The organism is Dictyobacter formicarum (assembly GCF_016587435.1).
The window spans coordinates 132,780-157,832 of record NZ_BNJJ01000019.1; the positions used below are offsets into that span (position 1 = coordinate 132,780).

Consider the following 25,053-nt stretch of genomic DNA (forward strand, 5'->3'; position numbering starts at 1 on the left):
CTGTTTCTTCCGCGCTTCGTCCCGGTGACGTTGTAGGTTTGCTCCAGACAATCGTTGGTCGTTGCTCCCACAGAAAATGATAACAACCTCAGGTGGCAACATTGTCTGGCGATGTTACTGCTTGAATCCTTGTCTCCCCCCACCAAACGGAGAAGAGATGAGCACGATGTATTGGCGTGCTCATCTCTTCTCCGTTTTTACCCTCTTTATGGTCCTGGCTCATAGGTGCCCCATAGGCTCGGAGCTGGCCTCCGATTGGTTCCTGCTCGGCACGTTCCTTTCACACGTGACGTTCGCCTATATTCGCCTATAAAGGAACGTTTTCGTGGGCGAAGGAGAAATCGGAGGCCAGCTCCGAACCTATGTTTGGGCTTCTACCTGCGCGTCTACCGGCACTTCGATCCTGGTGATCGGTTCGCGGATATCTATCTCCAGCTTGCCATCTACTGTACTGACATGCACTTCTCCGTTTTGGGGAATATTGGCAAGCAAGATACGCAGGCTCAATGGGACGGTTAATAGCCGCTCGATGATGCGGCGCAGTGGACGCGCCCCCTGGGTCTGGCTGAAGCCTTCCTTACAGAGCAGGTCGATCGCGCTATCATCGGCATGCAGGACTAATCCTTGCTCCAGTAGCCGTACCGCTAGTTCGTTGATTTGTAGACGCGTAATAGCGTGTGTTTGCTCCTGGTTGAGCGGGTGGAAGATTACGACATCATCGATACGGTTGAGGAACTCTGGCCGGAAGGTTTCTCGTAAGCGTTCCATCAGTCGATCGCGCTGCATCTCTTCCGCCGTCCCTTTAATGCTGGCACGGAAGCCGCTGGGCATCGAGCGCCCAAGCATGTCCGTTCCGACATTTGAGGTCATGATCCAGATGGCGTGTTGCGCGTCTACAGTGTGCCCCTGGGCGTCTGTCAGGCGACCAGCATCAAAGACCTGTAGGAACAGATCAAAGACTTCTGGATGGGCCTTTTCCAACTCATCGAGCAGGACCACGCAGTGCGGGCGTCGGCGTAGCTTGCCCGTCAATTGTCCTTCTTGATCATACCCTACATATCCTGGTGGGGCACCAATCATACGCGAGACTGAGTGTTTCTCCATATACTCTGACATGTCGACGCGGATCAAGTGTTCGTCGGAACCAAAGACCTCGGCGGCAAGGGCCCGTGCTAGCTCTGTTTTACCAACGCCAGTTGGCCCCAGGAACATAAACACACCGGCGGGACGATTGCGCGGCTTGAGTCCCGCTCGTGCCACCTGGATCGCCTGAGCCACGCGTTTGACCGCCTCATCCTGACCGATCACGCGCGATTTGAGGCGTGATTCCAGGCTGAGCAGGCGGTCGCGTTCTTCTCGGCCTGGCGCCCGTACGGGAATGCCGGTGCGAGAAGAGATGATCTCCGCGATCATCGCCGCGGTAATCACTGGCTGGGCACCAATTTCATCCAGGTCATCCTGCTCTTGCGATTCATCTTCTATGGAGAAGACACGCGCCTGTGAACAGGCTTCATCCAGCACGCTACAGGCTTTATCTGGCAGGCGCAGGTTGGGTAAGTATTGCACCGACAGGTTTACCGCTGCCTGTAAGGCTTCATCAGTGATTGAAGCATGGTGATGCTCCTCATAAAGGTCGCGCATTCCTTGCAGAATCACCAGCGCATCCTCGGGCGAAGGTTCTTCGATCAGGATTGGCCGCAGGCGGCGCTCCATGGCTGCATCTTTTTCTATCAGGCGATATTCCTGAGGCGTGGTGGCTCCGATACAGCGCAGGCGACCTCCCGCTAGTGCGGGTTTGAGGATGCCTGCGGCGTCGATACTGCCGTCAGCCGCACGGCCGGTCCCTATCAAGAGATGCATCTCATCGATGAAAAGGATGATGTTGCCGCTGGTTTCGGCCTCTTCTAACACTTTCAGCAGGCGCTCTTCAAATTCTCCACGGTATTTTGTGCCCGCTACCAGCGAACTGGCGGATAGCTCGATCAGGCGTTTGCCGCGTAGCTCAGGTGGCACCTTGCCGTCAACGATACGTTGGGCCAGGCCGGTCACGATCGTTGTTTTACCGACTCCCGAGTCGCCGATAAGAATAGGGTTATTGCGATCCTTGAGCATCAAGGTCTGCATTAATTGCCGGATCTCTTTTTCGCGACCAATCAAGGGGGCAGTTGTTTGTTGCTGGCCTGTTTTGTCAGGTCGCGCCCTAGTTTTTCCAGTGCCGAATTGCTGCCTTTGGCTATAACCTCGGGATTGATCGCCCCTGGTATCTCATCGGGGGAACGATCGGGGTTGGCGGTGGCCGATGGGACCAGTTCGAGCAGAGCATGGGCGTTGCTGGCGAGGATCATCTCGATTAACTGGTTGGGATTGATACCTAGTTTGGTGAGCAGTTCGTGCGTTACACCATCGCCTTCGCTCAAGACCGCCTGGGCGATGGCTCGCTCATCTACTGAAGGGGAGCCCGCATTAATGGCATTGCTTTCGGCCGTTTGTAAGATCTCTTTACAGCGTCGGGTGGGAAGGATAGGCGTATCGCTGGTGGCCTTACCCGAGCCCAGAGCCAGGCGAATGACATCGCGCACCTGTTTGGGTGAGAACCCCAGATTGCGCAGGGCATCCTGTGTGCAGCCCCCATCCAGTTTGGTTAAAGCAATAAATAGGTGTGGCGTTCCCAGATAATCTTTATGCATGCGGCGCGCCTCGCCCAGCGCGAACTCCAGCACCGCTTTCATAAAGCGGCGATCAGGTGAGTTGCCTGAGGATAGCAACGGCGACATCAATTGACTATCATCGAACGGATCAATATGCTGCTCAAACTGCCGTTCTTTATTTGAGAGCGTACTCACCACCAGACGTTGGGTTGGGTCTCCATACAGAACAAATGATAACCAGGAGGTATCGTCGCTATAGTGCTGGGCCATTGCGATACGCGCCCGGCGCATGGCCTCTCCGAGTGCTACGCCATCGGCGATGTCCTGGTAGAAGAGCATCATAAACTCGCGCGCTTTGCTGGCAGGAATCGGCCAGCGTTGTACTACCACGGCTCCAGCACCGGCTGACAAAATGGAGCCGGCCAGTTGTTCCATCTGCTCGTCGCGATCCAATACATTACCTTGTGTGCCCGTGACATTGCGATTGGTGCGCTCTTCTTCGTGATAACTGAGAAACACCAATGGATGTTTGGGGAGTCCCTGCAAGAGTTGCTCCAGAGCTACTTTATCTAGTTGTGAGTTACCGGCCAGCGCCAGGGCTGGCTCATTATTTGCGGCATTAACAGGTAGAGGACCGGCATAATGCAATACATGTGGCGCTTCTGAACTGATGCGTACCCGCATTTCTAGCTGGTTGGCCTGCTGACGATAGAGAATGATGCGCGTGACCGACTCTGGTAAGCTGGTACAGAGTGAGGCCACCTCTTCTTCGGCAGCCGGACGTTCACTGGTTGGATTTACCAAAAAGAGCACCGACAGTCCCTGAGTATCGCGTTTATTGGCCTTGGTGCGGGTCATACGATCGAGGCTGGCGCCGCGTTGAGTATGCTCACGATCCTGGAGCAATAGACGTCCAACGCTGAGTGCCTGGCAGATATAGCGCTTGGATTTGGTGCTGTTATCATACAGTAACTCCCAGGGAATATCAGGGGTATTTGTGCTGATAAGTAGCGCCGAGTCGAGTCGGCGTAACGTTTCCTGGAGAGGAACCGGGAGTAATGAGTCGAAAAGAAAGCGGCCTAATGTAAGTAATGCCTCATTGGTGGGCCCAGACTTTTGAGACTGCGATTGGCGACGTACCTCGCTATGTTGACCGGTCTGATTGATTGTTTGTAAAGCGCGTCGTAAGCGTTCACGTAGTTCAGGCGTGAGGTCCGTGCTATACTCCTGGCCGACTGGGCCATCGGGAAGATCAAGACGAAACCGGTAGTTTGCTTCAGTACGTATGATGCTTAATAGGGCTGGTTGTTCCATGAATACTTCTCTTCCACAATCTTCCCGTCAATCGTAATATCTACGACTGCTACAAAAACACACACGAGTTCTCGGCAAAAGCAGTATACGTGTCTTAACCTCTATGTGTCAATAGTTCGGATTATAAGAGATTGTTTTTGCTAGCATCGATATTAGACAGGGCGAGGAAAAAATCTACCCCCAATTATATCATGTATGTGTGCTTATGGTAATGACTAATACAGCTAGAACAACAAAATAGTATTAATTTTATTTTGTATGCAGTGTTGGTATTTATGCTCTGGATGGCATGCTGCAACCCTCTCTGGCAGGTAATGGAGGAGGCGTGAAGCGCATATCTTCGCCTCCCATGACGCCTTGAAAGTGCATGCCGGTTGTATGCAAGGCTTTACAGCCCTCGGTGGTGGGCTGAATGGTCAGGTCTACCTCTGGCCGCGTGCTGGCCTGGCGTTGTATAAGCAATCTGTAAGGATGGTGTCCTGCTGGTGGCACGTACCAGGAAAGGGCGACCGTCATATTACAATTTTTAGGAACGATTACCCATCCGCCAAACATGGCACGCCCCGGTTCATCGCTTTCCATATTGGTGGGGGGGGCGATGCGATTCATTGGATGCAGTTCAGAGTAGTATGGATCGTTCAATATCCAGGTTGCGAATCCGGACTGCGTCATGTTTGGAGGGCACATAAGCGTGCCATCGCCATAGATATTATATTGTGGGCAGACAGGATACCCATTTGTACCGCACAAAGCATGCGCATAGCCGGCATCAAAGCCGTTGCCCCACAGTAATTTGCTGCCAGGCGGGACATAAATGCGCACATAATCTCTATAGGTATCAAAGCCATAGACCGGTCCAATTTGTGTGTAGATCAGCCGTAGCTTCAATAAATGGGTGGCACCGCCCTGGGCATCGAGCGTCACCGTATCCTGGATATTCGTACGAACATATTGGGAGGCTTTGCTCGTACTGAGGTTGGCCTGGACCACAAATAATCCGTCGTGCTCGGATGAACGATCGATCTCGCCGCTTGAGCCATAGCTGATCATCAACCGCTGGATCTGGGGATTATTGACGTAGATTTGGAGATCTCTGGTCTTTAAGGTGTGCAGCATCTCGCCCGACAACAGGATGATCTCATTGAGTGAGGCATGGCGCAAGCGTTCTAGCAAAGCATTCGACAGGCGTCTGGTAAACAGCTTGCGCGCCTGGTTGCCTGCAATCTGTGGATCCTGGGGTGTTTGTTTGACTTTCTCGATGATGACTTCTTTTAAAATACCTTGATTATCTAACTGATAATAATGCAAGCGTTCCTCTAAGTTCTGGGCGGTAATTGTCTCGTTATAGAGTGGGATCGTAATGGGTCCCAGTATTTCGAGGGCGCTGGTAATCAGCAAAGGGGAAATGAGAATAACCCCATCGATGGTTTTCCTAAATTCATGTCGATAAGCTTTGATGGCCAGGCGTGCCGAAGTGGGGAAATCTGCTGACAGGTTAGCGTCGCGTAGGCCCCAGTTGGCGATGGGCCACCAGCTGAATGGTTCTGGCGCTTTCATCCCCTGCGCCCGACTGTCGGGATTATGCTCTTCGAGCGGCCCGATATCTTTAAGAGTGAAAGGCGCTATGCGACCATGGTCGATGGACAGCTCACCAAACTGACCTGTAAAGCCGCCTGTTGGCCGCAGCTCTGCCCGATCCATGGTCTGGACCAGGATGGTGCGGGGTTCATTGACACCCAGCAGCCAACCAATGGCGTTGAGTAGGTCAGGCGTCTCTAATTGCTCGCTATGCATCTGCATCAGGGTTTGCAGAATAGACGTTAGTTGTTGCTTCTGGCTGCTATTGATTGGCAGGGCTGTCGGAATAACCTGTGTGGCCTGAGATCGCATATGCGCCATGTGTGGTAACACATAATCCAGACCCTGACGCAATATATCCAGGGTCTGCTGAGTAACGAGCGGCTGCGTATTATGAGCCAACTGAGCCCCGTGCAGCGTGGGGAACAACTCGTATGCTGTGCTTAATGCTTTTTGTCCGATGTCTGTGGCATCGATCCCGATACTGCTCAGGGCGCGCAACGACTGAATCTGCTGTGGGAATAACCCCAGTCCCAGACTAATGAAAGGATCGTTGTCTAGTTTCTGCTCCAGTCGAAAAAAATCTCTATGGGCTGCCACCATTTCCTGTTGCACGGTCTGTGATCTGGCAGTATCCAGCAGGCTGTTCTCCTGCCCTTTCTGGTCGCTAAATAGTGCTTTGATGGTATAGAGATGTTGTATGCCACTGTGCGCCCGACTGTAGATTACAAAAGCATCCAGGCTTGCGAGCATTGTCAGACTCAATGGAAAGAGCAACAGGACGACCAATACAATGCGAATTGGCTGTGAGAGTTGTTGGAAGCATCTCTTGGCCTGCCATACTGCTTGTTGTATCCTCGTTGTCTTCTGCTCTTTAGGCATACGCTCACCCCTGAAGGACGATATGGTTGGCCGGGATCTGCAATGAAGCTCATCTATTATGACTTTATTCTATACTCCACAACGTTTGCTAGCTGCATTTTGACGAGGATGCTTGTGTGTTGTTGACGCGCCTGTTATCGGCCCAACGTCTGTTTCCGGCGCTTTGCAGAAGGATGGAGAGGCATACAAAAAAGGCCATCCACGGTGAGGTGGGATGGCCTGTATTCGCTGAAGCTCTTAATATCCGCGCTGGATTGTGATGCGGCCGCTGCCGGTTTTGACGACCAGTTGTGCCCGTGGACCATTTCCCACTTCATTGGGACCAAATTCATTGTGGACTCCGCCAGAGCCGGTTGTGGCATTGAGGTTAAAGGCCGATTCTGCAGGCAGCACGAGGTTGATAGAGCCGCTGCCTGTGCGTAGCTGATAGTTGCCCAGTGGGTCCAGCGCACCAACAAAACTTATCGAGCCACTGCCTGTTTTAAGGGAAGAGCTACCGTTGAAGATGCTCTGCCCGATCTCGATCTCGCCACTGCCCGTTTTCAGCTCTACCTGCCCGGTCAGGTCAGCGCCCACGATGGTTCCGCTGCCTGTTTTGAGTGCCATATTGCCCTGCACATGGTTGGCGTGGATGCTACCACTCCCTGTACGCATCTCGATTCTGCCCACCAGATTATCCGCATTGACCGATCCGCTGCCAGTAACGGCCGCCAGTTGTCCCTGTAGCGTATTGACTGAAATGGCACCACTGCCTGTCCGCAGCTTGATGTCGCCCTCTACATCCTGCACATGCATGTTGCCTGAACCATTTTTGATCTGTAAATCACAATTACGGGGTACCGTAATTTCCAGGTTGATACTTCTAAAGCCAAATTGCCATGGCTCCCAGTGTAACTCACTGCCAACTGTGATGCGATCGCCTTGCTGATCATAATGAAGCGGTACGCTATCCGCCGTGGCCCATGGGCCGCTGATACGCTTGGTTGGAGTGACAGTGATCTCGTGCTGTTCTCCCCTGCGTACAGAGATGGTGCCAGCGATATTGTTGACGATAAGTTGAGCGTGTTCTTGAACCGGGAATGTCTCGACAGGCATTGGGATAGTAATGACGCGCCAGTTGCTAGCTACCAGGGCGGCGCCTGCCAGAACTATCAATACTAACGCCGTCCAGATCAGCCAGCCTCCTATGATATGGATCGTATTGCCAATGATAATGCCGATAAAGAGTATGGCCAGGATTGATAAGATACCTCCCATGCCGCGCCGTTCAGGTTGAGGACGCAGTTTTTCGCCTTCCGCCTCGCGAAACCAGCTATCATCCTGTGTATACGCGCTCGCATAACCATCCTCATAGCGGCGCTCTTGATAGGTATAGGGAGGTATGGATGATAGTGGCGATGGCTGCTCACGTGGATCGGTATTTGTTACACGTTCAGTGGCAGGAGTCTGCCCTTGTTCCTGCCTTTGCTCCTGATTATAATAATCGCCTTCCTGGCTCTGCATGCTCTGATTCTCCTTGAAAACGTAATCGTGGCATATGTATAGCTCTAAAATAGAGATACGTTTCACCAATAAAAAAGTTCACGAAGAGCTTCCCCGTTCGCACTGCCGGGGACATCGGAGGCAAGCTCCGAACCGATGGGAGTATTTACGTGCGTCGAGGGAAAATCGGAGGCAAGCTTCGAACCTATTATGGGTTATCGTATACGTTCAACAGCCGATAACGTTTGCTCTGAAGAGCATATCTCTTGACATGTCGGTTGTAAATTGGCTGGCGGCTTTGGAGGATGCTTCACAGCCCGCTGGATGTATGGTGAGGTGATAATCAGGATTGGTACCTGCCTGACGCTGTACATAGTACTGGTAAGTCTGGGCTGAGTGTGCCGGTACATACCAGGAAAGCTTGACGGTTGCCTGACAGTTTTTGGGAATTATCACATAGCCACCAAACATGCCACGCTGCGGGATATCGCTCTGAAAGTTGGTTGGTCCACCCACTTTATCCAATGGATGCTCTTCACCTACAAACTGGTCGTAGATCATTGGTGAGGCCAGTCCGGCCACATATTGTCCCGCTGGACAGACCAGTTCTTGATGCGGATAGACGTTTGTTCTGGGACAACTGCCCAACACGCCTCCGCATAAAGGTTCGCCATTATCGATGCCACTGCCAGAGCGAAAATGCACATCGGGCGGCACATAGATGCGTAGATAGTCCCGGTAGGTGTCAAAGCCATAAACTGGCCCGGTCTGTTGATAATTAAAGTACATGGTCAGGTTATGGGTCGCTCCACCTTTGTTGTCGAGTTGTACATCATCGTTGAACGTAGTCTTTACATATTGTGAGGCCTTACTGACGCTGACATTGGTTTGTACAATATAGAGGCCATCACGATTGGTCGAGCGATCCATCTCGCCCGCTAAATTATTGCGCTTCAGGACGTTTTCTACCGTTGGATTGGTTACATAGACCTGCAGATCACGCGTTTGCATATCTTTGAGCATCTGCTGGCCAATGCCCAGCAATTCTTTGACTGGCGCCTGCCGTATATGATCGACCAATGTATGCGCGAGCGCCGATGTAAACATTTTTCGTGCGGCCTCATCATCGTTGATATGCTCTATGCGTTTCTCTTTGGCGATACCAGGATGTGACAGCTGATAATAATGCAATTTTTCCTCAAGATTCTGGGCCGTAATAGTTTCCTGGTAGCGAGGAATTGTAATCGGCCCGATGGCTTGCAGTAAGTGTTGGATGGTATAAGGGGTGAATAGAATTACACCATCGACCGATCGATTGATCTCAGCCTTGTAGCGTTCCATTTCCAGGTTAGCTGAGGTGGGAAAATCAGCTGAGAGGTTGGCATCACGCAGACCCCAGTTGGCGAAGGGCCACCAGGAGCGATAGGCATCCGGCGCTACATTGCCATAAGTCGGACTATTATCGCTATATTCCAATAAAGCGATGTTTTGCAGTGAAAAGGGAGCAACCCGTCCATTACGGATCGTCAACTCTCCATATTGACCGGTAAAGCCACCGGTGGCGCGTAGCTCTGCCCGATCCATGGTCTGGATCAGAAAGGTGCGTGGTTGATCTACACCCAGCAACCAGCCAAGTGATTCAACCAGGTTACGGTTTTCTCTGGCCGTGGTAACGACCTGTGACAGAAGCTGGAGATCGGTTGTGAGTTGTTGCCGCATATCCGCGCTGAGGGGCAGCAGGTTCAGCGAAAGCAGTTTTGTCTGCTCCTGTATATTCTCTAGTCGTGGCAAGATACGATTAAATGCTAGCTGCATCTGCTTAAATTGTGGTGCGGTAATCAGGGGCGCTTTACTGTTACCCAGCAGGCTACCCTGCAGTTGCGGAGCCAGTAACAGGCCAGTGGCTACAACTTCTTGTCCGATCATGGTGACATCGACGCCGATCTGACTGGCAGCATGCGCGGTCGTAAAATAGGGTGCTAGCTGCGGCGCCATCTGTGGCGCTGATTGTAGCCAGGGCGTTTTATTCAATATCATCTGCACTTGCTGAAAATCGTGCTGGGCCGCCGCCAGTTCGGTTTGAGCCTTTGCCAGTTTGGTGGCGTCCAGCAGTTTTTTGTTCGTATCACTGGCTTGTTGTGGACTGCTCAACAGGTCTTTGACGGTACGTAAGTGGTTGATGCCGCTAATGGTATGGGTGGTCAGTGTACTCAGGGTCACATATGCTTGCAATACATAGCCACCAGAGAAAACTGTAGGCAGGGCGATACCCAGACAGAGAATGCCAAGCAATATAAGATTGAGTGTTGCTAGTTTAGATGATTGCCTCTTCCGCTGCAGCGAGCTACGAACTTTGCTGCGTTGCAACTTTTGATGCAGGCGGCGCGAATAGCGTTGCTGCTGTAGAACCTGCCTCCTCCTGATAATCTGCGTATAATGTGAGTCTTGATCGGGAATGAAGATTGCGTTTTCTGCGGTCTGACCTGGAACATCAAGTTTATCTGGGATGTCATTCTTCTGAGGGGGAGCGAGAACATATGCTCCCTCGGGGAGCGAGTTCACTGGCACTTCAGAAAGCAGCAAATTATCCATGGGGATAGCCGAGGAGGGTGGAGCAGGCTGCGAAGCCGTATCCATGGTAGGTTGAGCCGGCTGTTGGAGAGGTTGCAGTGCGACGCCGTCAGTGTCATGTGCGTGTAACATTCATAACCTCTTGCATGTAGATTTGGGCCTTGCCCCCCGATTTATACCCTTGACGAACGATCCCGTTCCCTATCTGATTCTTAACTAAGCTAGTAATGATATTGTTATATTAAACAGAAGCATACGTAGTTTTATAACGCATGCGTATATGCAGACGTTTCAACTTCACGCCAGGTATGATTAAAGTCGTGCTAATTTTTATTAGAAGCTCTTTTTAAGATGTTTGGCTCTCAATGCTCACACTATGATAACGTTGTTGGAGGATGAAAAGGGGACAAACGAGTCCTCTGGCTTGCTGATCCGCTTGGATTGTATGGCTGAAGAGATATCGGTCCATCAGCCTGGCCGTGTGCATGCTGGTTGATGCTGTCGTGTATCTTGTTTCCGCTGTCGGGAGTGTACAAAATAAGCGTATCGAATGAGAAAGGATGGAGCCCGTAATGAGTAATGATTTGTTATGGAAAGTCCCCGAAGGTGAGCATGTCAAATTAAAGAAGTATGATCCTGATTATGTACATCCTTCATTTAAGCGTGATGGTGCTGAGGAGACGCTGGGCAACCTGGGCAAAGAGATGGGTGAGTTGCAGGAGTTGCTGTCGGCGGCCCAGCATCACAGCCTGCTGATGGTCTTGCAGGGTATGGATACGAGCGGAAAAGACGGCACGATCCGCCATGTCTTTTCGCAGGTGAATCCACAGGGCTGTCACGTGGTCTCGTTTAAGGTGCCAACGCCTGAAGAAGCAGCTCACGATTTTCTTTGGCGTATCCATAATGCTGTACCTCCCAAAGGCGTAATGGGTATTTTCAATCGCTCACAGTATGAGGATGTGCTGGTTGTGCGCGTCCATAATCTGGTTCCTGAGGATGTCTGGAAACGGCGCTACAAAGAGATTAATCATTTTGAGAAGTTGCTGGCTGACAACGGAACGATCATTCTCAAGTTCTTTTTACATATCAGCCAGGATGAGCAAACTGCTCGCTTACAGGCACGCATCAATGATAAAGATAAGGCCTGGAAAATTTCGAGTAGCGATTTTGCTGAGCGTAAATACTGGGATGACTATCAAAAAGCCTATGAAGATGCTTTGAGCCAATGTAGTACCGATGAGGCTCCCTGGTATATTGTGCCAGCCAATCATAAGTGGTATCGCAATCTGGTGATTGCCCAGACGCTGGTAGACACTATGCGTAAGTATAAAGATGAGTGGAAGGCTGACCTTGAAGAGCGCGGTCGTAAAGAGCTGGCAGCGTTGCAGCAGTTACGTGCCAGCAACGAGGTCAAAGGATTATAACCTTGTTGGTTGGGGACCGGCGGTCTGCGCTTATTAAGTTTATCGAGCTTATAATTTGCGCGTCAGTCGGCCCCGGGCACGTGCGGGTGGTGGATAGTAGGTGGTTGGCGCGGTAGTAATCATGTCACCAACGCGTAACTGCACCTGGAGATAGCGCATGCCAGCCTTATGATAATGGGCGAAAAGCATCAGGCTATGATGAGCGATAATATCGGCCTGATCTGTATGGCGATCCAGCAGTAATTGTCCACCAATAGTCTCTTCATCTGCCGTAAAGGCCATTTCTTCTCCATCCTCATTGGCGACCAGCTTGCGGGTATGGCGGCGGATTTGATTGGGCCAGAGAACCAGCGCGATGGATTGTCCCTTCAGGCGTTGTTCCTGCAGGCGCTCACTCAGGTAACTGGCCAGTTTGCCTAATGCGCTACAGGTCTCGTCGGCATCGGCCTGGTGGTGAAAGCGGACACGGGCATTCTGGCTCAAAGGCGGTGCATCGGGTACCACCAGGCTATCATCATCCCCAATGGCCACGCGATAGAGCCAGCCGCCCAGTTGTCCCAGGCGGCGTACCAATCCCTCTTCGGTTAATGTCGCGACCTGCGCAAAGGAGGTAATGCCAAAATCGCGCAGGTGTGCTACCATCTCGGCCACAGCCACTGGATCTACCTGCTCGCTTTTTCCTTCGCCGTTCTTGTTCTGGTTGTGCTCGTTGAGCTCCGGTAATGCTGTGGCCTGGCCTGTACCGGCGGCCCGCATGCGTGTGAGCATTGATAGTGGCAGCGTTTGCACGAAAGAGGCCTCACGTCCATGTGGAATATAAAGAACTCCTTGCCGACCATCTTTGCGACTCATCAATGCTGCCAGCTCTGCCGTCGATTTGCCGTTGGCGACCCCGATCATGGCGCTCAATCCCATTTCGGCGATTTCGGCGCACAGACGTTCCGCTAGCGTTACCGGTGTCGTGAAGGGAAGCTCGCAGCCGCGCAGGTCAATGAATGCATCGGAGACAGGAATCGTTTCTATAATGCGCGAATACGCCCGATAGCGATCCTTGAGCTGCTGCAATATAGGTTGATATTGATTATGCGAAGCAGGTAAAAAACGCGTACGGGGAGCCAGCCGATGGGCGCGGCGCAGCGGCATGCCCGGTACCAGGCCTGACCGTGCGGCGGCTGGTGACACGTCGATCACGCGCCCGGGTTCATTGGGGCGCCCGGTGCCTGTGCCTACGATGAAGCTCTGCCCGCGTAACGAGGGGTCCAGGAGTTCCTCCATCGTACAATAGAAATGATCAATGCGTACATGCATGACACCCTGACGGAGCCGGGCGCGTTCCGCTGCGCGGGCCGCTTCATCTACCTCATCGTTAGCATGATACGGTGGCTGCTCGTCCATTATATTTTCCGAGCTCTTTATTGCCTGTTGTGATGATGATTGCTGAAATTGTTGCATAGCATTCTTCTACAGTATATATCTTTGTTGGGCGAACGACAAAAAATGTGCTGATACTCTTATCACGATACATCTACTTGCATCTTTGTCTGAATAGGACGAAAGAATGATGCAGATAAGGTTACTAATGGAGAATACGATGCATGATATATGTATACTTGTAGTGTCCGTGTTTTGTAAAATATACTCGCCTATATATGGATATATCAAATGCCTACCACTAAACATCTCCATAATCCCCCCTTACAATAAACCAACGCGTGGAAGCATGCGAGTTTGCATATCAACTGCTCAAGTTTTTGAGCAGTAATATCTCGTCCATCGAGTTTTTCTATTATATACTAAAATTCTGTTTATGCCTATCCAGCGTGGTATGTTGTATGTATGCGGCGCAGTTCAGGGTCGATGGGTTCGGCCAGGCGAATGTCCTGAGCGCCCAGGTATTGCTGGAAGCGCAGCAGGGCCTGTTTGATGGCGTCGTAGAGCTCGGCGTCTGGACGACAATTTTCCTCCCACCACCACTTCATGATGGTCCACGTCTTGTCGCTCAGGCGTGAGTCAAGGCGTGCCACAAAGCGATCCCTGTAGAAGACGGGCAGCACATAATAACCCCAGCGGCGCTGTGCTGGTGGCTTATAGACTTCCCACAGGTAGTCAAAGGAGAAGATTTGTTGGAGGGCTTTGCGATCCCAGAGCAGGCTATCCAGCGGACCTAACAAAGTGGCGCGAGGCGCTGGCATTGGCGCGTCCAGGTAAGGGAGCGCGTTGCGGTGTAGATAGTAGGGCCATTTTTTTTCTCCGACCAGCACCGGGATCAGGGTGCCCATTTCGATCAACTGGGTCAGGGCCGTTTTTCTGTGGGCGGTTGTTCCACAGGCGCTCCAGATGCAAGATTCTGCGTTGGGCCGCAGCAAGCCGACCGCCTGATAGCGGCGGCCAATGATCCAGCGGTGATACGTCTCAGCATCCGGTAGTGGGGCAAGATTATAGTGGTGCGCAGGGATGACACGTTCGGGGCGATCATAGTAGTGGCGTCCATTTTTGCGGTGATGGGTGACCAGGATGCCACTGACCCACATGGCTCGCAGGACGCGCTTGGTGTGGGTCAGGCCATACCATGAGTTTTGATCGGGCATACGCGTGCGATCCTCAAACTCTAGCGATGAGAGTGGTCCCTGGGCATCGATGGCTGCCAGAATAGCTGGCGCAGTCTGAGAATCGGACTGCATGATTTCACGATCGTGGTAGGGACGATACATCTCACGAGTATGGGCACGCATGATCCAATCGCTGACTGGCACCAGGCAGGCCTGCTTATCCCAGGCATCATAGATCAAGCGATCGGTGTAGGCTACCTGCTGCCAATCATCGACCCGATAGCCAGGAACCCGCGCCTGCAAAACCAGGTCCGCATTGCGACCAACGGGATTCAATGGATCATACTGAACCGTTCCCAGGCGTTCAAACACACCAGGGATATCGGTTGGGGTCAGATGATAGTTGGCCAGCAGACGCGCGGCCTGTTCTCGTGAAATGGAGATCGTCATAGTCTTCCTTCGTTGCTTCTAGCTATGCTGGCTCGCCAGCCATTTTTGAATGATCTGGCTATGTTCCTCATAATGTCCAAATGTATTTCCCACTATATTTGGCCAGACCGGCTGTCCCTTCCATTGCTCAAGGGGCATGTTGAGCTCTTCCTCCGATAACAACTCCACTGCATCTCTGGTTTGCTGATACACTGCGGCGAACTCGTTCTGTACATCGCTCAGTGAACGATCTTTGTTGGCCTGATAATACAGCTCGTTTTCTTCGTCCTCGCTCATGCCAGGTGTTGGATTGGGAAAGGTGGTCTCTTTATTATGGATGGCGGTCAGTACGCCAATAAGATATTTTTGCCAGGTGGTGAGATGGGCGATATTATCTTTGATCGACCACTTACCATTGACGCCAGGAGTTGTTAATTGCTCCTCGCTCAGGGTGGTTAACAGGGCTGTGAGCTGCTCGTAGCCTGTTTGCATGCGCTGTAATAACTCGGCTTTAGGTGCGTGTTCGGTCATGTGCTTCTGCCTTTCTTCCTGTTCGGTGACGCCAGAGTAACGGATATGCTAGTTTAAAACCGCACTGGTTGGTCGGACGCTAATCTCCGCGTCATCGGACGCAAAGCCATCCAGAGTATAATTACAAAAGGCGATAATCTGCGCTTCGCTCAATAACTCGGTATCGAAGGTCACATGGGCATCGCTGACCAGCGTCACGTTGTAGCCAAAGGTGGTAGCGCGACGGACCGTCGTATCGACGCAATGTTCGGTCTGGCCGCCAGCAACGATCAAGTGTTTGACGCCATATTCCTGTAGCGTATGCTGCAGCGTCGTGTCATGGAAGGAATCCGAGGCACGCTTGCGGATCACAGCTTCTCCAGGCTGTGGGGCGATCGCCGGATGGATATGCCAGTTCGCGCTGCCAACCTCTAATCCATGACCTTTGGGACCATCATGCTGAACGTAGACCACCGGAATATTGGCGGCTCGCGCCCTGCTCAGCAAGGTTTGCATATTACCCAGCGCCTCCGTATGATGCGCCGAATCCGCGTTAATCATACCAACCTGGATATCAATAATGACCAGCGCCGTATCTTTATCCATAAAAAATCCCCTCTGATGTTCGAAATAACAAGAAAACATCGTAGGTGCGACGAGGTTTGAAGCGCCAAGGGGCGCACCACGACTTTCAATCTTACCTCTTGAGTTTACACGCAAAAGAGGATAGAATTCGCCCTAAAACAGCATTATTTTTATGGATTGCCAGAAATTCGGCTGATCGCTAGATTGAAAGGAATGCCGCCAATGTATTTTCCTACGACGCGTGTCCTGACGGTGCTGGAGTTGCTGCAGTCCAGGCAACAGATGAGTGGGCAGGAACTGGCGGAGCGTCTGGAGGTGGATCCCCGTACAATCAGGCGCTATATTACTATGTTGCAGGACCTGGGTATCCCAGTCGAAGGGATGAGAGGGCGCTATGGTTCGTATCGTTTGCTGCCGGGCTATAAGCTGCCGCCTTTAATGTTCAATGATGATGAGGCGCTGGCTCTGACGCTGGGTTTGCTGGTTGGTCGCAAAATGGGATTGACTATGGCTACGCCCGCGGCTGAGGGAGCCCTGGCCAAGATTGAGCGTGTTCTGCCGCAATCCATTCGTGAGCGTGTGCAGGCGGTGCAGGAGACGCTGGTGGTGGACGTAACGCCAACCGGTGCCTTGCCGCGTAGCGAAATTGTGGTAGATCTAAGCGAGGCCGCGCGCCAGCGCCGCACGGTTCATATGCACTACCGAGCTTATGTGGGACAAGAAACCGAGCGCGCGCTGGATCCCTATGGCCTGGTCTATCGCTCTGGTTACTGGTATGTGGTGGGCTATTGTCATCTGCGCCTGGACCTGCGTACCTTTCGCCTGGATCGCATCGTGGCGGTTGAGACACTGACGCGTACGTTTACGCGTCCGGAGGTGTTTGATTGCCTGGCCTTCGTATTGAAGTCGATACCCTCTACTCCAGCCACCTGGTTTGTTGATGTCGTGCTCAAAACCTCCTTAGAGGAGGCCCAGCGTATTGTCCCGCCAGCCCTGGCCGTGCTTGAACAGGTCGCAGAGGGTGTCGAGCTAAAATGCTATGTCGATCACCTGGATTGGCTGGCCTGGGTGTTGATTCGGCTGCACTGTCCATTTGTGGTGCGCCAACCGACCGAGCTACGAGAGGAGTTGCTCAAACTTGCCCAACAGATCACGGTCCTGGCTGAACGCACCTGACAAAGGACGACACATCAAATGTCTATGAGATCTCTTTCCCTTGCAGAGCATCCAATAGCTCGCGCAAGAATAGCTCGGCATCCGTGACCAGGCCAGCCGCCTGGAAGCTGCCGCGGTCGGCCAGTTTGGTGACCACTGACTGATTGATGTCCACTACCACTGTGCGTACATGGGCTGGCAGCAGATTGCCGGTCGCGATGGCGTGCAACATTGAGGCTACCATGATAGCCATTTCAACGCCCTGGACCTCTTCGCGCATGCGAGCCTGAGCCTGCTGCATATCTGAGATCACGCCAGGCATTGGGCCATCATCGCGTACCGAGCCAGCCAGAACCATGGGAATGTGATGCTGGTGGGCTTCATACGTAATGCCGTCGCGCAACAGCCCGGCTTCAATGGCCTTTTCGATCGAGCCAACAGCGCGGATAGCATTAATGGCGCGCAAATGATTGCGGTGTCCGCCTTCAACCTGCTCGCCGCTCTTCAGGTTAACACCCAGGGAGGTTCCAAACAGCGCCGACTCGACATCATGGGTGATTATTGCATTGCCTCCAAAGATGACCTGGACGTAGCCCATGCGGATCAACTCGGCGACATAGCGGCCAGCACCTGTGTGAATGACGGCCGGTCCTAGTACGAAGAGTACCTTACCATTGCGAGCACGTACCTCGCGCATCTGGCGGGCTATATTGTGGATGGCGAGCACCTTGGCTTTTTCAGACGAGACATCGCTCTGCATAAAAGCAAAAGCGTCGCGCTCACGTTCACGCGCATATGGCTGCACGCGAATACCATCATGTCCAATTACAACTTCCTCACCGACCTGCACCTCATGCATTGGACGGCAGAAAGCCCGGTTATGCTCACGATCAACCGCGATCGCCACGTCCATTTCAATGTGCTCAACATTGATCCACTGTCCATTCAAGCGTACCTGTGTTGGCAGATTCGTCGTAGAGTAGAATTTGGATGGCAGGACCCCTGCCTGCTCGACACGTGCTGTATGCACATCATCGGCGTGCAAGAGGACCGCGCCAAGTTGCTGGAGTTCTGAAATAATGCGTTCAAGTATTTCATCATTCGGTGCTGAGACCTTGAGACGCACATAGCTGGTGTCATTTTTTGTTGCTCCAACCTGCATCTCCTCAACATCAAAATTGCCACCACGATCCATAATCGTATCCCAGGCCCGTGGCAACGTCCAAGAGTCGATTATGTGTCCACTCATCTCTATTACTTCATGTACGGTATGCATTGCTTGCACTCACTTTTCTTTACAACACTATCGATGGAGCTATAGTCTTGCTGCCTAGTGTATGCGGCCTGTGCATGAATGTCAATTGCTATTCATCTGTTTATACCATGCCAGGTAATTACACGGACAATGGGACATTTGCACCGTGCACTTTTGCTCGACAAGTAATATATTTGTTCTTAATAGAAACAATACATTTTTGCTTGCTAATTGACTAATATAATTTCTTTATATATTTAAAGAAGAAAGAAGGCCAATTATGTCTCTGCATCTTTCAAAGACCACCTGGTTTACCATGATTGTAACGATGCACATCTTTATTCTATTAAACCTGTTGGTCTCGGCTCTACTTGGCTAGAGTATCAGCGCAGTCATCTTCAGCATCCTGCGCAAAAAGCATGGGGTTGCTGCCTCTCTTTGATGCTGTTGGGCTGTGTTTTACTTGCCCTGGCCGATGGGGCAGATAGGCTGATAGATGCAGGCGCGGCACTTGGTGGCTTTCTGTTTTTGCAGCGCGGGAGGCATTTCGGCGCTGCTCAGGTCCATTTGTTTGAGGTGGCGCAAGACTTTCTTGCGCAGGGCAGGCGTGTATTCGATCGGGAACTCGCGATCAGTGTAGCGTAAGATGCCATAGGCAGGTGGTTCCTCGGCGTACTCTTCAAGGATGAGGCAGTAGGTGGCGACCTGGAGTACGTGATGGCTGGCAGGCGTCATGGTATTTTGCGCCACTGGCTTGATATCCACTGGCAGCAGGCGATTATCTGGCAATTTAACGATGTAGGCCGGTTTCCCTACCAGGGAATACGCATCCGAGGTGATGGGCTCACCCAACCCATCAACATTTTCATACATCAATTCACCAAAGGGTAGTCCGAGGGCCTGGTGGCGCTCGCGCACCAGTTTTTCACGCTGCACACGGCGCTCATTAAAGAGCAGCGCAAAACAGGCGACAGAGAACAGAAGTAGCCCCATGCCTGCGGCAAAGAGTATCTCCCCAAACATATTGTGCTTAGATCCTTCCGTACCTGTTATGCGTCATAGGTGTACTCATTTTAAAAATAAAGTAGCTACAGATAGTCCAACCAGCACAATGCCGAAGCCCAGCGTCACCAGCGCCAGCGCCAGCAGACGACGCACTTTAGGATGGCTCTCAACCACCTCTTCGTATTCCTCTTCAAGTGCCTCGTCATCCATCTCTGGCAATTGCTTGGCGGTGTGAAAATCATGCTCAAAGGCGCCCCTGCGTACCAGGATCTGTTCGATGACCTGGTAATCAGGAACCTCAGGAGCCTGCGAGCCATATTCCTGCTCTATCTCGACCATTTGCGCGAAGAGTTCATCATTATCCGCGTGAACGACCGGGTCATACTGTTCATGCCACCAGACGAGAGGACAATACTCATATTGCGCAATTTCTTTGGCGCTATAGGTGCGTTTATAAGCAACTGCATTGTGCTGGTTTTGGTTTGGCATAGTGTTTTTACTCGGGCTTAGCGAGCCGCCTCTTGCCGTGTTTCTTCCGCCGTCCCGGCTAGACCCAGCGTATCGGCGTTCTCCGTCATGGCCTGGATGACGAAGGCAATATGCTCATTCAAATCAACGTTTAGCTCTTCGGCACCCTTCACCAGATCTTCACGATTGACGCCAGCCGCGAAGCCTTTGGATTTCATTTTCTTGCGTACCGACGATACTTCCAATCCCTGAATACTCTTATTCGGTCTTACCAGCGTGGTAGCTGTAATCATACCGGTGATCTCATCACAGGCATAGAGTCCCCTGGAAAGCAGATCTGTGCGTGGATGGGTGTCCGCATTTAAGTCATTGTGGGCCAGGATGGCATAGATAATACGCTCGTCATAGCCGTCCGCGCGTAGCCACTCGGCCGCCACTCTGGTATGCTCATGCAGATCTGGATACTCTTCATAATCGCAATCATGTAGTAATCCAGTCATTGCCCAGAGCTCTTCATCCTCACCATATTTGCGTGCATAAGCGCGCATAGCGGCTTCAACCGACAGCATATGTTTTTGTAAACTCTCATTTTTTACATGGCTTGTCATTAACGTGTATGCATCATTACGTGTTGGCATTGTTTCCCTCTTACTACATACAAGTGCGGCAAATTTTGCCTCTATTATAGCATAGCTCTGTGAGGCCTTGTGGAGGAATCCCACGCCTCTTTGGCAAATAGAAGCAGTTATATGCCTGGTTCCTTTGTCTGGTAGGAAGGCTTTACCAATCATGCTATGATGGTCTATAGTCCCATTGGTTTCAGGATTGATAGAATTCTAGCACGCTTGAATGAAGGAACATTACTATGCTACATATCGATGCAAAACCCATAGATCTTCACCTGATCACCCCCTTTCGTATTGCGCGTGGGGTGCAGCACACGGCCTCGAATGTGGTGGTGGAGGTGAAGCATGATGAGGCGGTTGGCTATGGTGAAGCGGCTCCCAGCAAATACTATGGTGAAAGTGCCGAAACTGTCATGGCCTGCATTGCCATGTTCGCCGGCAATCTGGGGGATGATCCATTTTTAATTGAAGAGATTATACAGCGCCTCGACAAGGTTATTCGCCTGCACCCCTCTGCCAAGGCAGCAGTGGATATGGCGATCTATGATATTGTGGGCAAGATGCTTGGCGTGCCTGTCTACAAGCTGTTGGGTTTAAATCCCACGCATACTCCCCGTACCTCCTTTACTATTGGCCTGGATACGCCAGCTGAAATGGCCAAGAAGGCTTTGCTGGCCCAGGATTATCCTATTTTGAAAATCAAGGTTGGCACCAGGCACGACATTGAGATCCTTAAGGCGATTCGTGATGTCACTTCTGCTGTAATCAGGGTGGATGCCAATGCGGGTTGGACGCCTAAGGAGGCGATCAAAAATATCAATGCGATTGCTCAATATAATATTGAATTTGTCGAGCAGCCGGTGCCCGCCCATGATCTGGCCGGTTTGAAGCTGGTGCGGGATAATGTGTCTTTGCCGATTATTGCCGATGAGAGCTGTGTTACCATCGAGGATCTGCCACGCTTAAGCGAGTGTGTGGATGGGGTGAACTTTAAGTTGATGAAAAACGGTGGTATCTCCAATGTGCTCAAGATGATCCATGTGGCGCGGGCCTACAATTTGCGTACCATGCTGGGCTGTATGATCGAGAGCTCGCTGGCAATTACTGCCGCTGCCCATCTGACGCCGCTGGTTGATTACGCTGACCTGGATGGGCATCTGCTGATCAGCGATGATCCTTTTACCGGTGTGGCTGTGGAGCGAGGTAAGCTGGTCTTGCCCAATCGGCCCGGCCTGGGTGTGGGTTCGCGCTCCAACAATTATAGTAGCTCTGAGCAGCGGGAAAATAAATAAACTATTTGATCACCATGCGTGCAGATTTTGTGCGAATCTGCACGCATCTTCATGTCTGTCTACAGTTATGGTATGCTGTTACAGATACGGATTTGAACGTTTGATCAATCGTTTGCGACAGTTATAGCATAAAATAAAAGGTTGCTTGATACGATGAATAGCAAGTCTACGCAGAGTGACGCCCTCATTCGTCCACCTCGCTTGCCGAGGAAAGCCCTGGGACGCGATATTGCGGGGGATATGTACAATATCATGAACGCTATACGTCCCTGGCCCTTACTAATGTCAATCTCGCCAATCAGGTCGCGGCCCACCCGGCTTTTGTGGAGACCTCTTTCCAGCAAGCTGTGCTCTCTAACACCGAGTTTGAAGAGATGCATCTGGATGATGTGCGCTTTAACTCCTGTGATTTTGCCACTGCGGTCTGGTATAAGACCGTCTGGCATCGCGTTGAGCTGGTAGGGTGTCGTATGACTGGCTTTATGGCGGGCGAAGCTTATTTGCAGGATGTGCTATTTAAAGATTGCTTGCTCAGCCTGGCCCAGTTGCGTTTTTCTACCATGAAGTCGGTGCGCTTTGAGCATTGCGACTTGAGTGAGGTTGATCTCTTAGAGGCTGATCTGTCTGACGTGAGCTTTGTAGATTGTAATCTGCGTCAGGCCGAGTTGACTGGTACCCGGTTGGCTGGCGTCGACTTGAGTACGTGTATCATTGATGGAGCGCGTCTAGGAGCCAAAGAGTTGCGCGGTGCTACCTTAAATCTCCCGCAGGCACTGGCCCTGGTTGAATCGATGGGAATTACCATTCAAACGAACTCCGCGTCTTGAGGTGGCTGCACTTCTATGTGGCATAAAAATGAGGAAAATCCTGCAATTGACTGCTCCGCACAGCGATGATGCTGGATTTTCCTCATCAGCATGAGTGTTTTGTAGCACTTCACAACATTGTGTACCACAATTTCCACTCCTCCGAAGAAGACCTAAGCCCATGGTAGCTCAATATTAGCTTTTGTCTGAACTTCGCTCATAGTTACATTATAACTATTAAAAAGCTATAAAGTCAATTATAGCGAAATAGCTTTATGTGTACTTTGTCTATGAATAATGCAACCATCACAAATGCAGGCCTGGAGTCGCTTCTACTATAGACCTGATCTTAATAGCGCTGCCCTGTGACTCGATGCAGCGGGTATGAAGATCATCTAAATGCTTGAAAATTGCCTATTTCTTTCGGGGAGATACATAAAGCAGAGCAAGTATACTTCAATTTACTGGTTAATTTGCACAATTTTTATCCTTCAATGCTAAAGAATTTCTCAATATTTTGCCGCTTGCTCTAAAAATTGGCTGGGAAGATTTCTGATATTTATCAAAAACCTTTCAGCCTCTGGCATATTTTTGTGTAAAGTGCACAAAAACTGGTCCATGTTTTGTGATATATTGGACCTTAAAAGACCTGCTCATTATTTCTTATACTCTACTCAAGTACGAAATATACAAATGCGGTACATCAATGAAGATATATCCACTCCTCAACTAGAAAAATGTCAATTGGCATTTTTCTATCCTGTGCTCACAGATGAGAATTTGTCGCCTCCAACTGTTCGAGATATGCTTTATTGATATTTCGACTGAAAGGAATTATTACCCTATGACGACACTTTTACGGGCTACATGGACGCGCTTCCGCACAAATTTGCGCGACCCGCTCATCCGGCGCAATGTTACTTACTACATGGGGGGCAAACTTTTAGGTTTGACCCTGTTATTGCTAGCGATGTATTGGTTTATTCCGACTGCTGTACATGCTGCTTCGGGTGCTACGGTGCCGACTCCTGAAATTAATGCAGTGAATACTGTCTGGACGCTGGTAGCTGCTTTTCTGGTATTTTGTATGCAGGTTGGCTTTGTCATGCTAGAAGCGGGCTTTGCGCGCTCACGTGAATCGGTCAACATTCTGGTTGAGGGTATTGCTGACACCTGTATCTGCGGTATTTTGTTCTGGGCCTGGGGCTTTGCGTTTATGTTCGAGCCCGGCACACCCTGGATCGGTACCCAGGGCTTCTTCTTAAATGGTTTGCCTGCTACTTATATGTCGACAGGTATTCCTCTGCTGGCCTTCTGGGTATTCCAGTTCGCTTTTGCTGATACTGCTTCGACCATCACTTCGGGCGCGATGATTGGACGTTGCGGATTCTGGGGGGATATTGTTTATAGCATTGGTGTAACTGGATTTATTTATCCGATTATTGGTCACTGGGCCTGGGGTCCTGATGGCTGGTTGGCTGTACTCAACTTCAAAGACTTTGCTGGCTCGACCGTTGTCCATAGCATTGGTGGTGCGATCTCATTGGCTGGCGCTATGGCGCTTGGGCCTCGCCTTGGCCGTGTCTTCAAGCGCGATGGCGGTGCTCCACCCCCTGCTCATGATCTGATCATTGGTGCTGTCGGCGGCTTGATCCTCTGGTTCGGCTGGTATGGTTTCAATCCTGGTAGCACCCTATCGGCCCTGGATACCATTGGTATCGGACGTGTTTCTTTCAACACAACACTGGCTGCTTGTTCTGGTGGTCTGGTAGCCCTCTTTGTCTCTTACATCCGTTCAAAGAATAAAACCTGGGACCTTGGTTTGACCGTTAATGGCTTCCTGGGAGGCCTGGTGGCCATCACCTGTCCCTGCTACTGGGTTGATCCTGTTGGTGCCTTCTTCATTGGCGCGGTGGCGGCCTTTGTCGTGACTTTCGGCCTGGATCTGCTGGAATACCTGCGTATCGATGATCCAATTGGAGCGGTCCCTGTGCACCTGTTTGCTGGCATCTGGGGCACCCTCTCGCTGGGCTTATTCGCTACCGGTGCCTTCGGCGCTCCCACTCCAACTGGCGCGGACACCAGCGCAGTGATCAGAGGCCTGTTCTACGGCGGAGGTGTGTCCCAGCTTGGATTACAGGCGCTGGGCTCATTTTCAGTCGTCATTGCGACTCTGGCCGTCTCTCTGGTGATGATGTTTGCTCTCAAGTATGTAGGCATACTGCGTGTCTCCAAAGCTGGCGAGCTTGAGGGCCTGGACCTGCACGAGCATGGTGCCGTGGCCTATCCCGAATATGCCTTGATGGGTGTGGTACCAGCTTTGACCGGCCATGACGGTGCCGACGAAGTTTCTGCTGCCCCGGTACTGGCCGAGGATTAGATTGACACTTTTTCTCCTCTTCATCTCTACACAGGTCCCGTTAGAAGAAATGGCTCTTCTAACGGGACCTGTGTTTTTATGTATCTGGGATTTG

18 protein-coding genes are annotated in these 25,053 nt (G+C 51.4%); 5 read left to right on the top strand and 13 right to left on the bottom strand.

Annotation, left to right across the window (positions count from 1 at the left end; all coding sequences use genetic code 11):
- Positions 1-360 precede the first annotated feature (360 nt).
- The 5 genes from JMI88_RS28555 to JMI88_RS28575 all read right to left on the bottom strand — a co-directional run bounded on the left by JMI88_RS28555 (position 361) and on the right by JMI88_RS28575 (position 10,607).
- The gene (locus JMI88_RS28555; protein ID WP_505712014.1) at positions 361-2,157 is read right to left on the bottom strand and encodes an ATP-dependent Clp protease ATP-binding subunit; all 1,797 of its coding nucleotides are present in this window, start codon (positions 2,155-2,157) and stop codon (positions 361-363) included.
- Complete coding sequence (locus tag JMI88_RS28560; RefSeq protein WP_201365356.1) at positions 2,154-3,962, bottom strand: CHAT domain-containing protein; 1,809 nt, start codon at positions 3,960-3,962, stop codon at positions 2,154-2,156. Before JMI88_RS28560 ends, JMI88_RS28555 begins: the two co-directional genes overlap by 4 nt.
- Before the next feature lie 273 nt (positions 3,963-4,235).
- The gene (locus JMI88_RS28565) at positions 4,236-6,422 is read right to left on the bottom strand and encodes a DUF4012 domain-containing protein (RefSeq protein ID WP_201365357.1); all 2,187 of its coding nucleotides are present in this window, start codon (positions 6,420-6,422) and stop codon (positions 4,236-4,238) included.
- A gap of 237 nt (positions 6,423-6,659) precedes the next feature.
- On the bottom strand, positions 6,660-7,925 hold the full coding sequence (locus tag JMI88_RS28570) for a DUF4097 family beta strand repeat-containing protein (protein WP_201365358.1): 1,266 nt from the start codon (positions 7,923-7,925) through the stop codon (positions 6,660-6,662).
- A 207-nt stretch (positions 7,926-8,132) separates the two neighbouring features.
- Positions 8,133-10,607 (bottom strand): DUF4012 domain-containing protein, encoded by a 2,475-nt coding sequence (locus tag JMI88_RS28575; RefSeq protein ID WP_201365359.1) that lies wholly within the window; start codon positions 10,605-10,607, stop codon positions 8,133-8,135.
- A gap of 440 nt (positions 10,608-11,047) precedes the next feature.
- On the opposite strand from JMI88_RS28575, the gene JMI88_RS28580 reads away from it, so the two are divergent.
- A complete protein-coding gene (locus tag JMI88_RS28580; RefSeq protein WP_201365360.1) occupies positions 11,048-11,899 on the top strand; it encodes a polyphosphate kinase 2 family protein in 852 nt (283 codons plus the stop codon).
- 48 nt (positions 11,900-11,947) lie between these two features.
- Here the strand turns inward: JMI88_RS28580 and JMI88_RS28585 are convergent, their stop codons facing one another.
- The 4 genes from JMI88_RS28585 to JMI88_RS28600 all read right to left on the bottom strand — a co-directional run bounded on the left by JMI88_RS28585 (position 11,948) and on the right by JMI88_RS28600 (position 15,993).
- Complete coding sequence (locus JMI88_RS28585; protein WP_201365361.1) at positions 11,948-13,294, bottom strand: DNA polymerase Y family protein; 1,347 nt, start codon at positions 13,292-13,294, stop codon at positions 11,948-11,950.
- 416 nt (positions 13,295-13,710) lie between these two features.
- Positions 13,711-14,898 (bottom strand): DNA glycosylase AlkZ-like family protein, encoded by a 1,188-nt coding sequence (locus JMI88_RS28590; RefSeq protein WP_201365362.1) that lies wholly within the window; start codon positions 14,896-14,898, stop codon positions 13,711-13,713.
- A gap of 18 nt (positions 14,899-14,916) precedes the next feature.
- Complete coding sequence (locus tag JMI88_RS28595; RefSeq protein ID WP_201365363.1) at positions 14,917-15,408, bottom strand: ClbS/DfsB family four-helix bundle protein; 492 nt, start codon at positions 15,406-15,408, stop codon at positions 14,917-14,919.
- 48 nt (positions 15,409-15,456) lie between these two features.
- Complete coding sequence (locus JMI88_RS28600) at positions 15,457-15,993, bottom strand: cysteine hydrolase family protein (protein WP_201365364.1); 537 nt, start codon at positions 15,991-15,993, stop codon at positions 15,457-15,459.
- Positions 15,994-16,194: 201 nt separating this feature from the next.
- Here JMI88_RS28600 and JMI88_RS28605 point away from each other — a divergent pair, with 201 nt between their 5' ends.
- Positions 16,195-17,148, top strand: a complete 954-nt coding sequence (locus tag JMI88_RS28605) for a helix-turn-helix transcriptional regulator (RefSeq protein WP_201365365.1) — start codon at positions 16,195-16,197, stop codon at positions 17,146-17,148.
- Between the two features lie 22 nt (positions 17,149-17,170).
- Here the strand turns inward: JMI88_RS28605 and JMI88_RS28610 are convergent, their stop codons facing one another.
- The 4 genes from JMI88_RS28610 to JMI88_RS28625 all read right to left on the bottom strand — a co-directional run bounded on the left by JMI88_RS28610 (position 17,171) and on the right by JMI88_RS28625 (position 20,493).
- Positions 17,171-18,376 carry an ornithine cyclodeaminase, nickel-pincer nucleotide-dependent gene (locus JMI88_RS28610; protein ID WP_236023109.1) on the bottom strand — a complete coding sequence of 402 codons (1,206 nt, stop codon included), beginning with the start codon at positions 18,374-18,376 and terminating at the stop codon, positions 17,171-17,173.
- Positions 18,377-18,841: 465 nt separating this feature from the next.
- The gene (locus tag JMI88_RS28615) at positions 18,842-19,405 is read right to left on the bottom strand and encodes a CRISPR-associated protein Cas4 (RefSeq protein ID WP_201365367.1); all 564 of its coding nucleotides are present in this window, start codon (positions 19,403-19,405) and stop codon (positions 18,842-18,844) included.
- A 45-nt stretch (positions 19,406-19,450) separates the two neighbouring features.
- The gene (locus tag JMI88_RS28620) at positions 19,451-19,876 is read right to left on the bottom strand and encodes a hypothetical protein (protein WP_201365368.1); all 426 of its coding nucleotides are present in this window, start codon (positions 19,874-19,876) and stop codon (positions 19,451-19,453) included.
- 17 nt (positions 19,877-19,893) lie between these two features.
- Positions 19,894-20,493: an HDIG domain-containing metalloprotein gene (locus tag JMI88_RS28625; RefSeq protein WP_201365369.1), complete on the bottom strand. Its 600-nt coding sequence runs from the start codon at positions 20,491-20,493 to the stop codon at positions 19,894-19,896.
- Between the two features lie 227 nt (positions 20,494-20,720).
- Between JMI88_RS28625 and JMI88_RS28630 the strand changes: the two genes are divergently transcribed.
- From JMI88_RS28630 to JMI88_RS28640, 3 genes are all read left to right on the top strand, one after another.
- Positions 20,721-21,773, top strand: a complete 1,053-nt coding sequence (locus JMI88_RS28630) for a dipeptide epimerase (protein WP_201365370.1) — start codon at positions 20,721-20,723, stop codon at positions 21,771-21,773.
- 323 nt (positions 21,774-22,096) lie between these two features.
- Complete coding sequence (locus JMI88_RS28635) at positions 22,097-22,600, top strand: pentapeptide repeat-containing protein (RefSeq protein WP_201365371.1); 504 nt, start codon at positions 22,097-22,099, stop codon at positions 22,598-22,600.
- Between the two features lie 823 nt (positions 22,601-23,423).
- On the top strand, positions 23,424-24,959 hold the full coding sequence (locus JMI88_RS28640; protein WP_201365372.1) for an ammonium transporter: 1,536 nt from the start codon (positions 23,424-23,426) through the stop codon (positions 24,957-24,959).
- Positions 24,960-25,053: the final 94 nt, after the last annotated feature.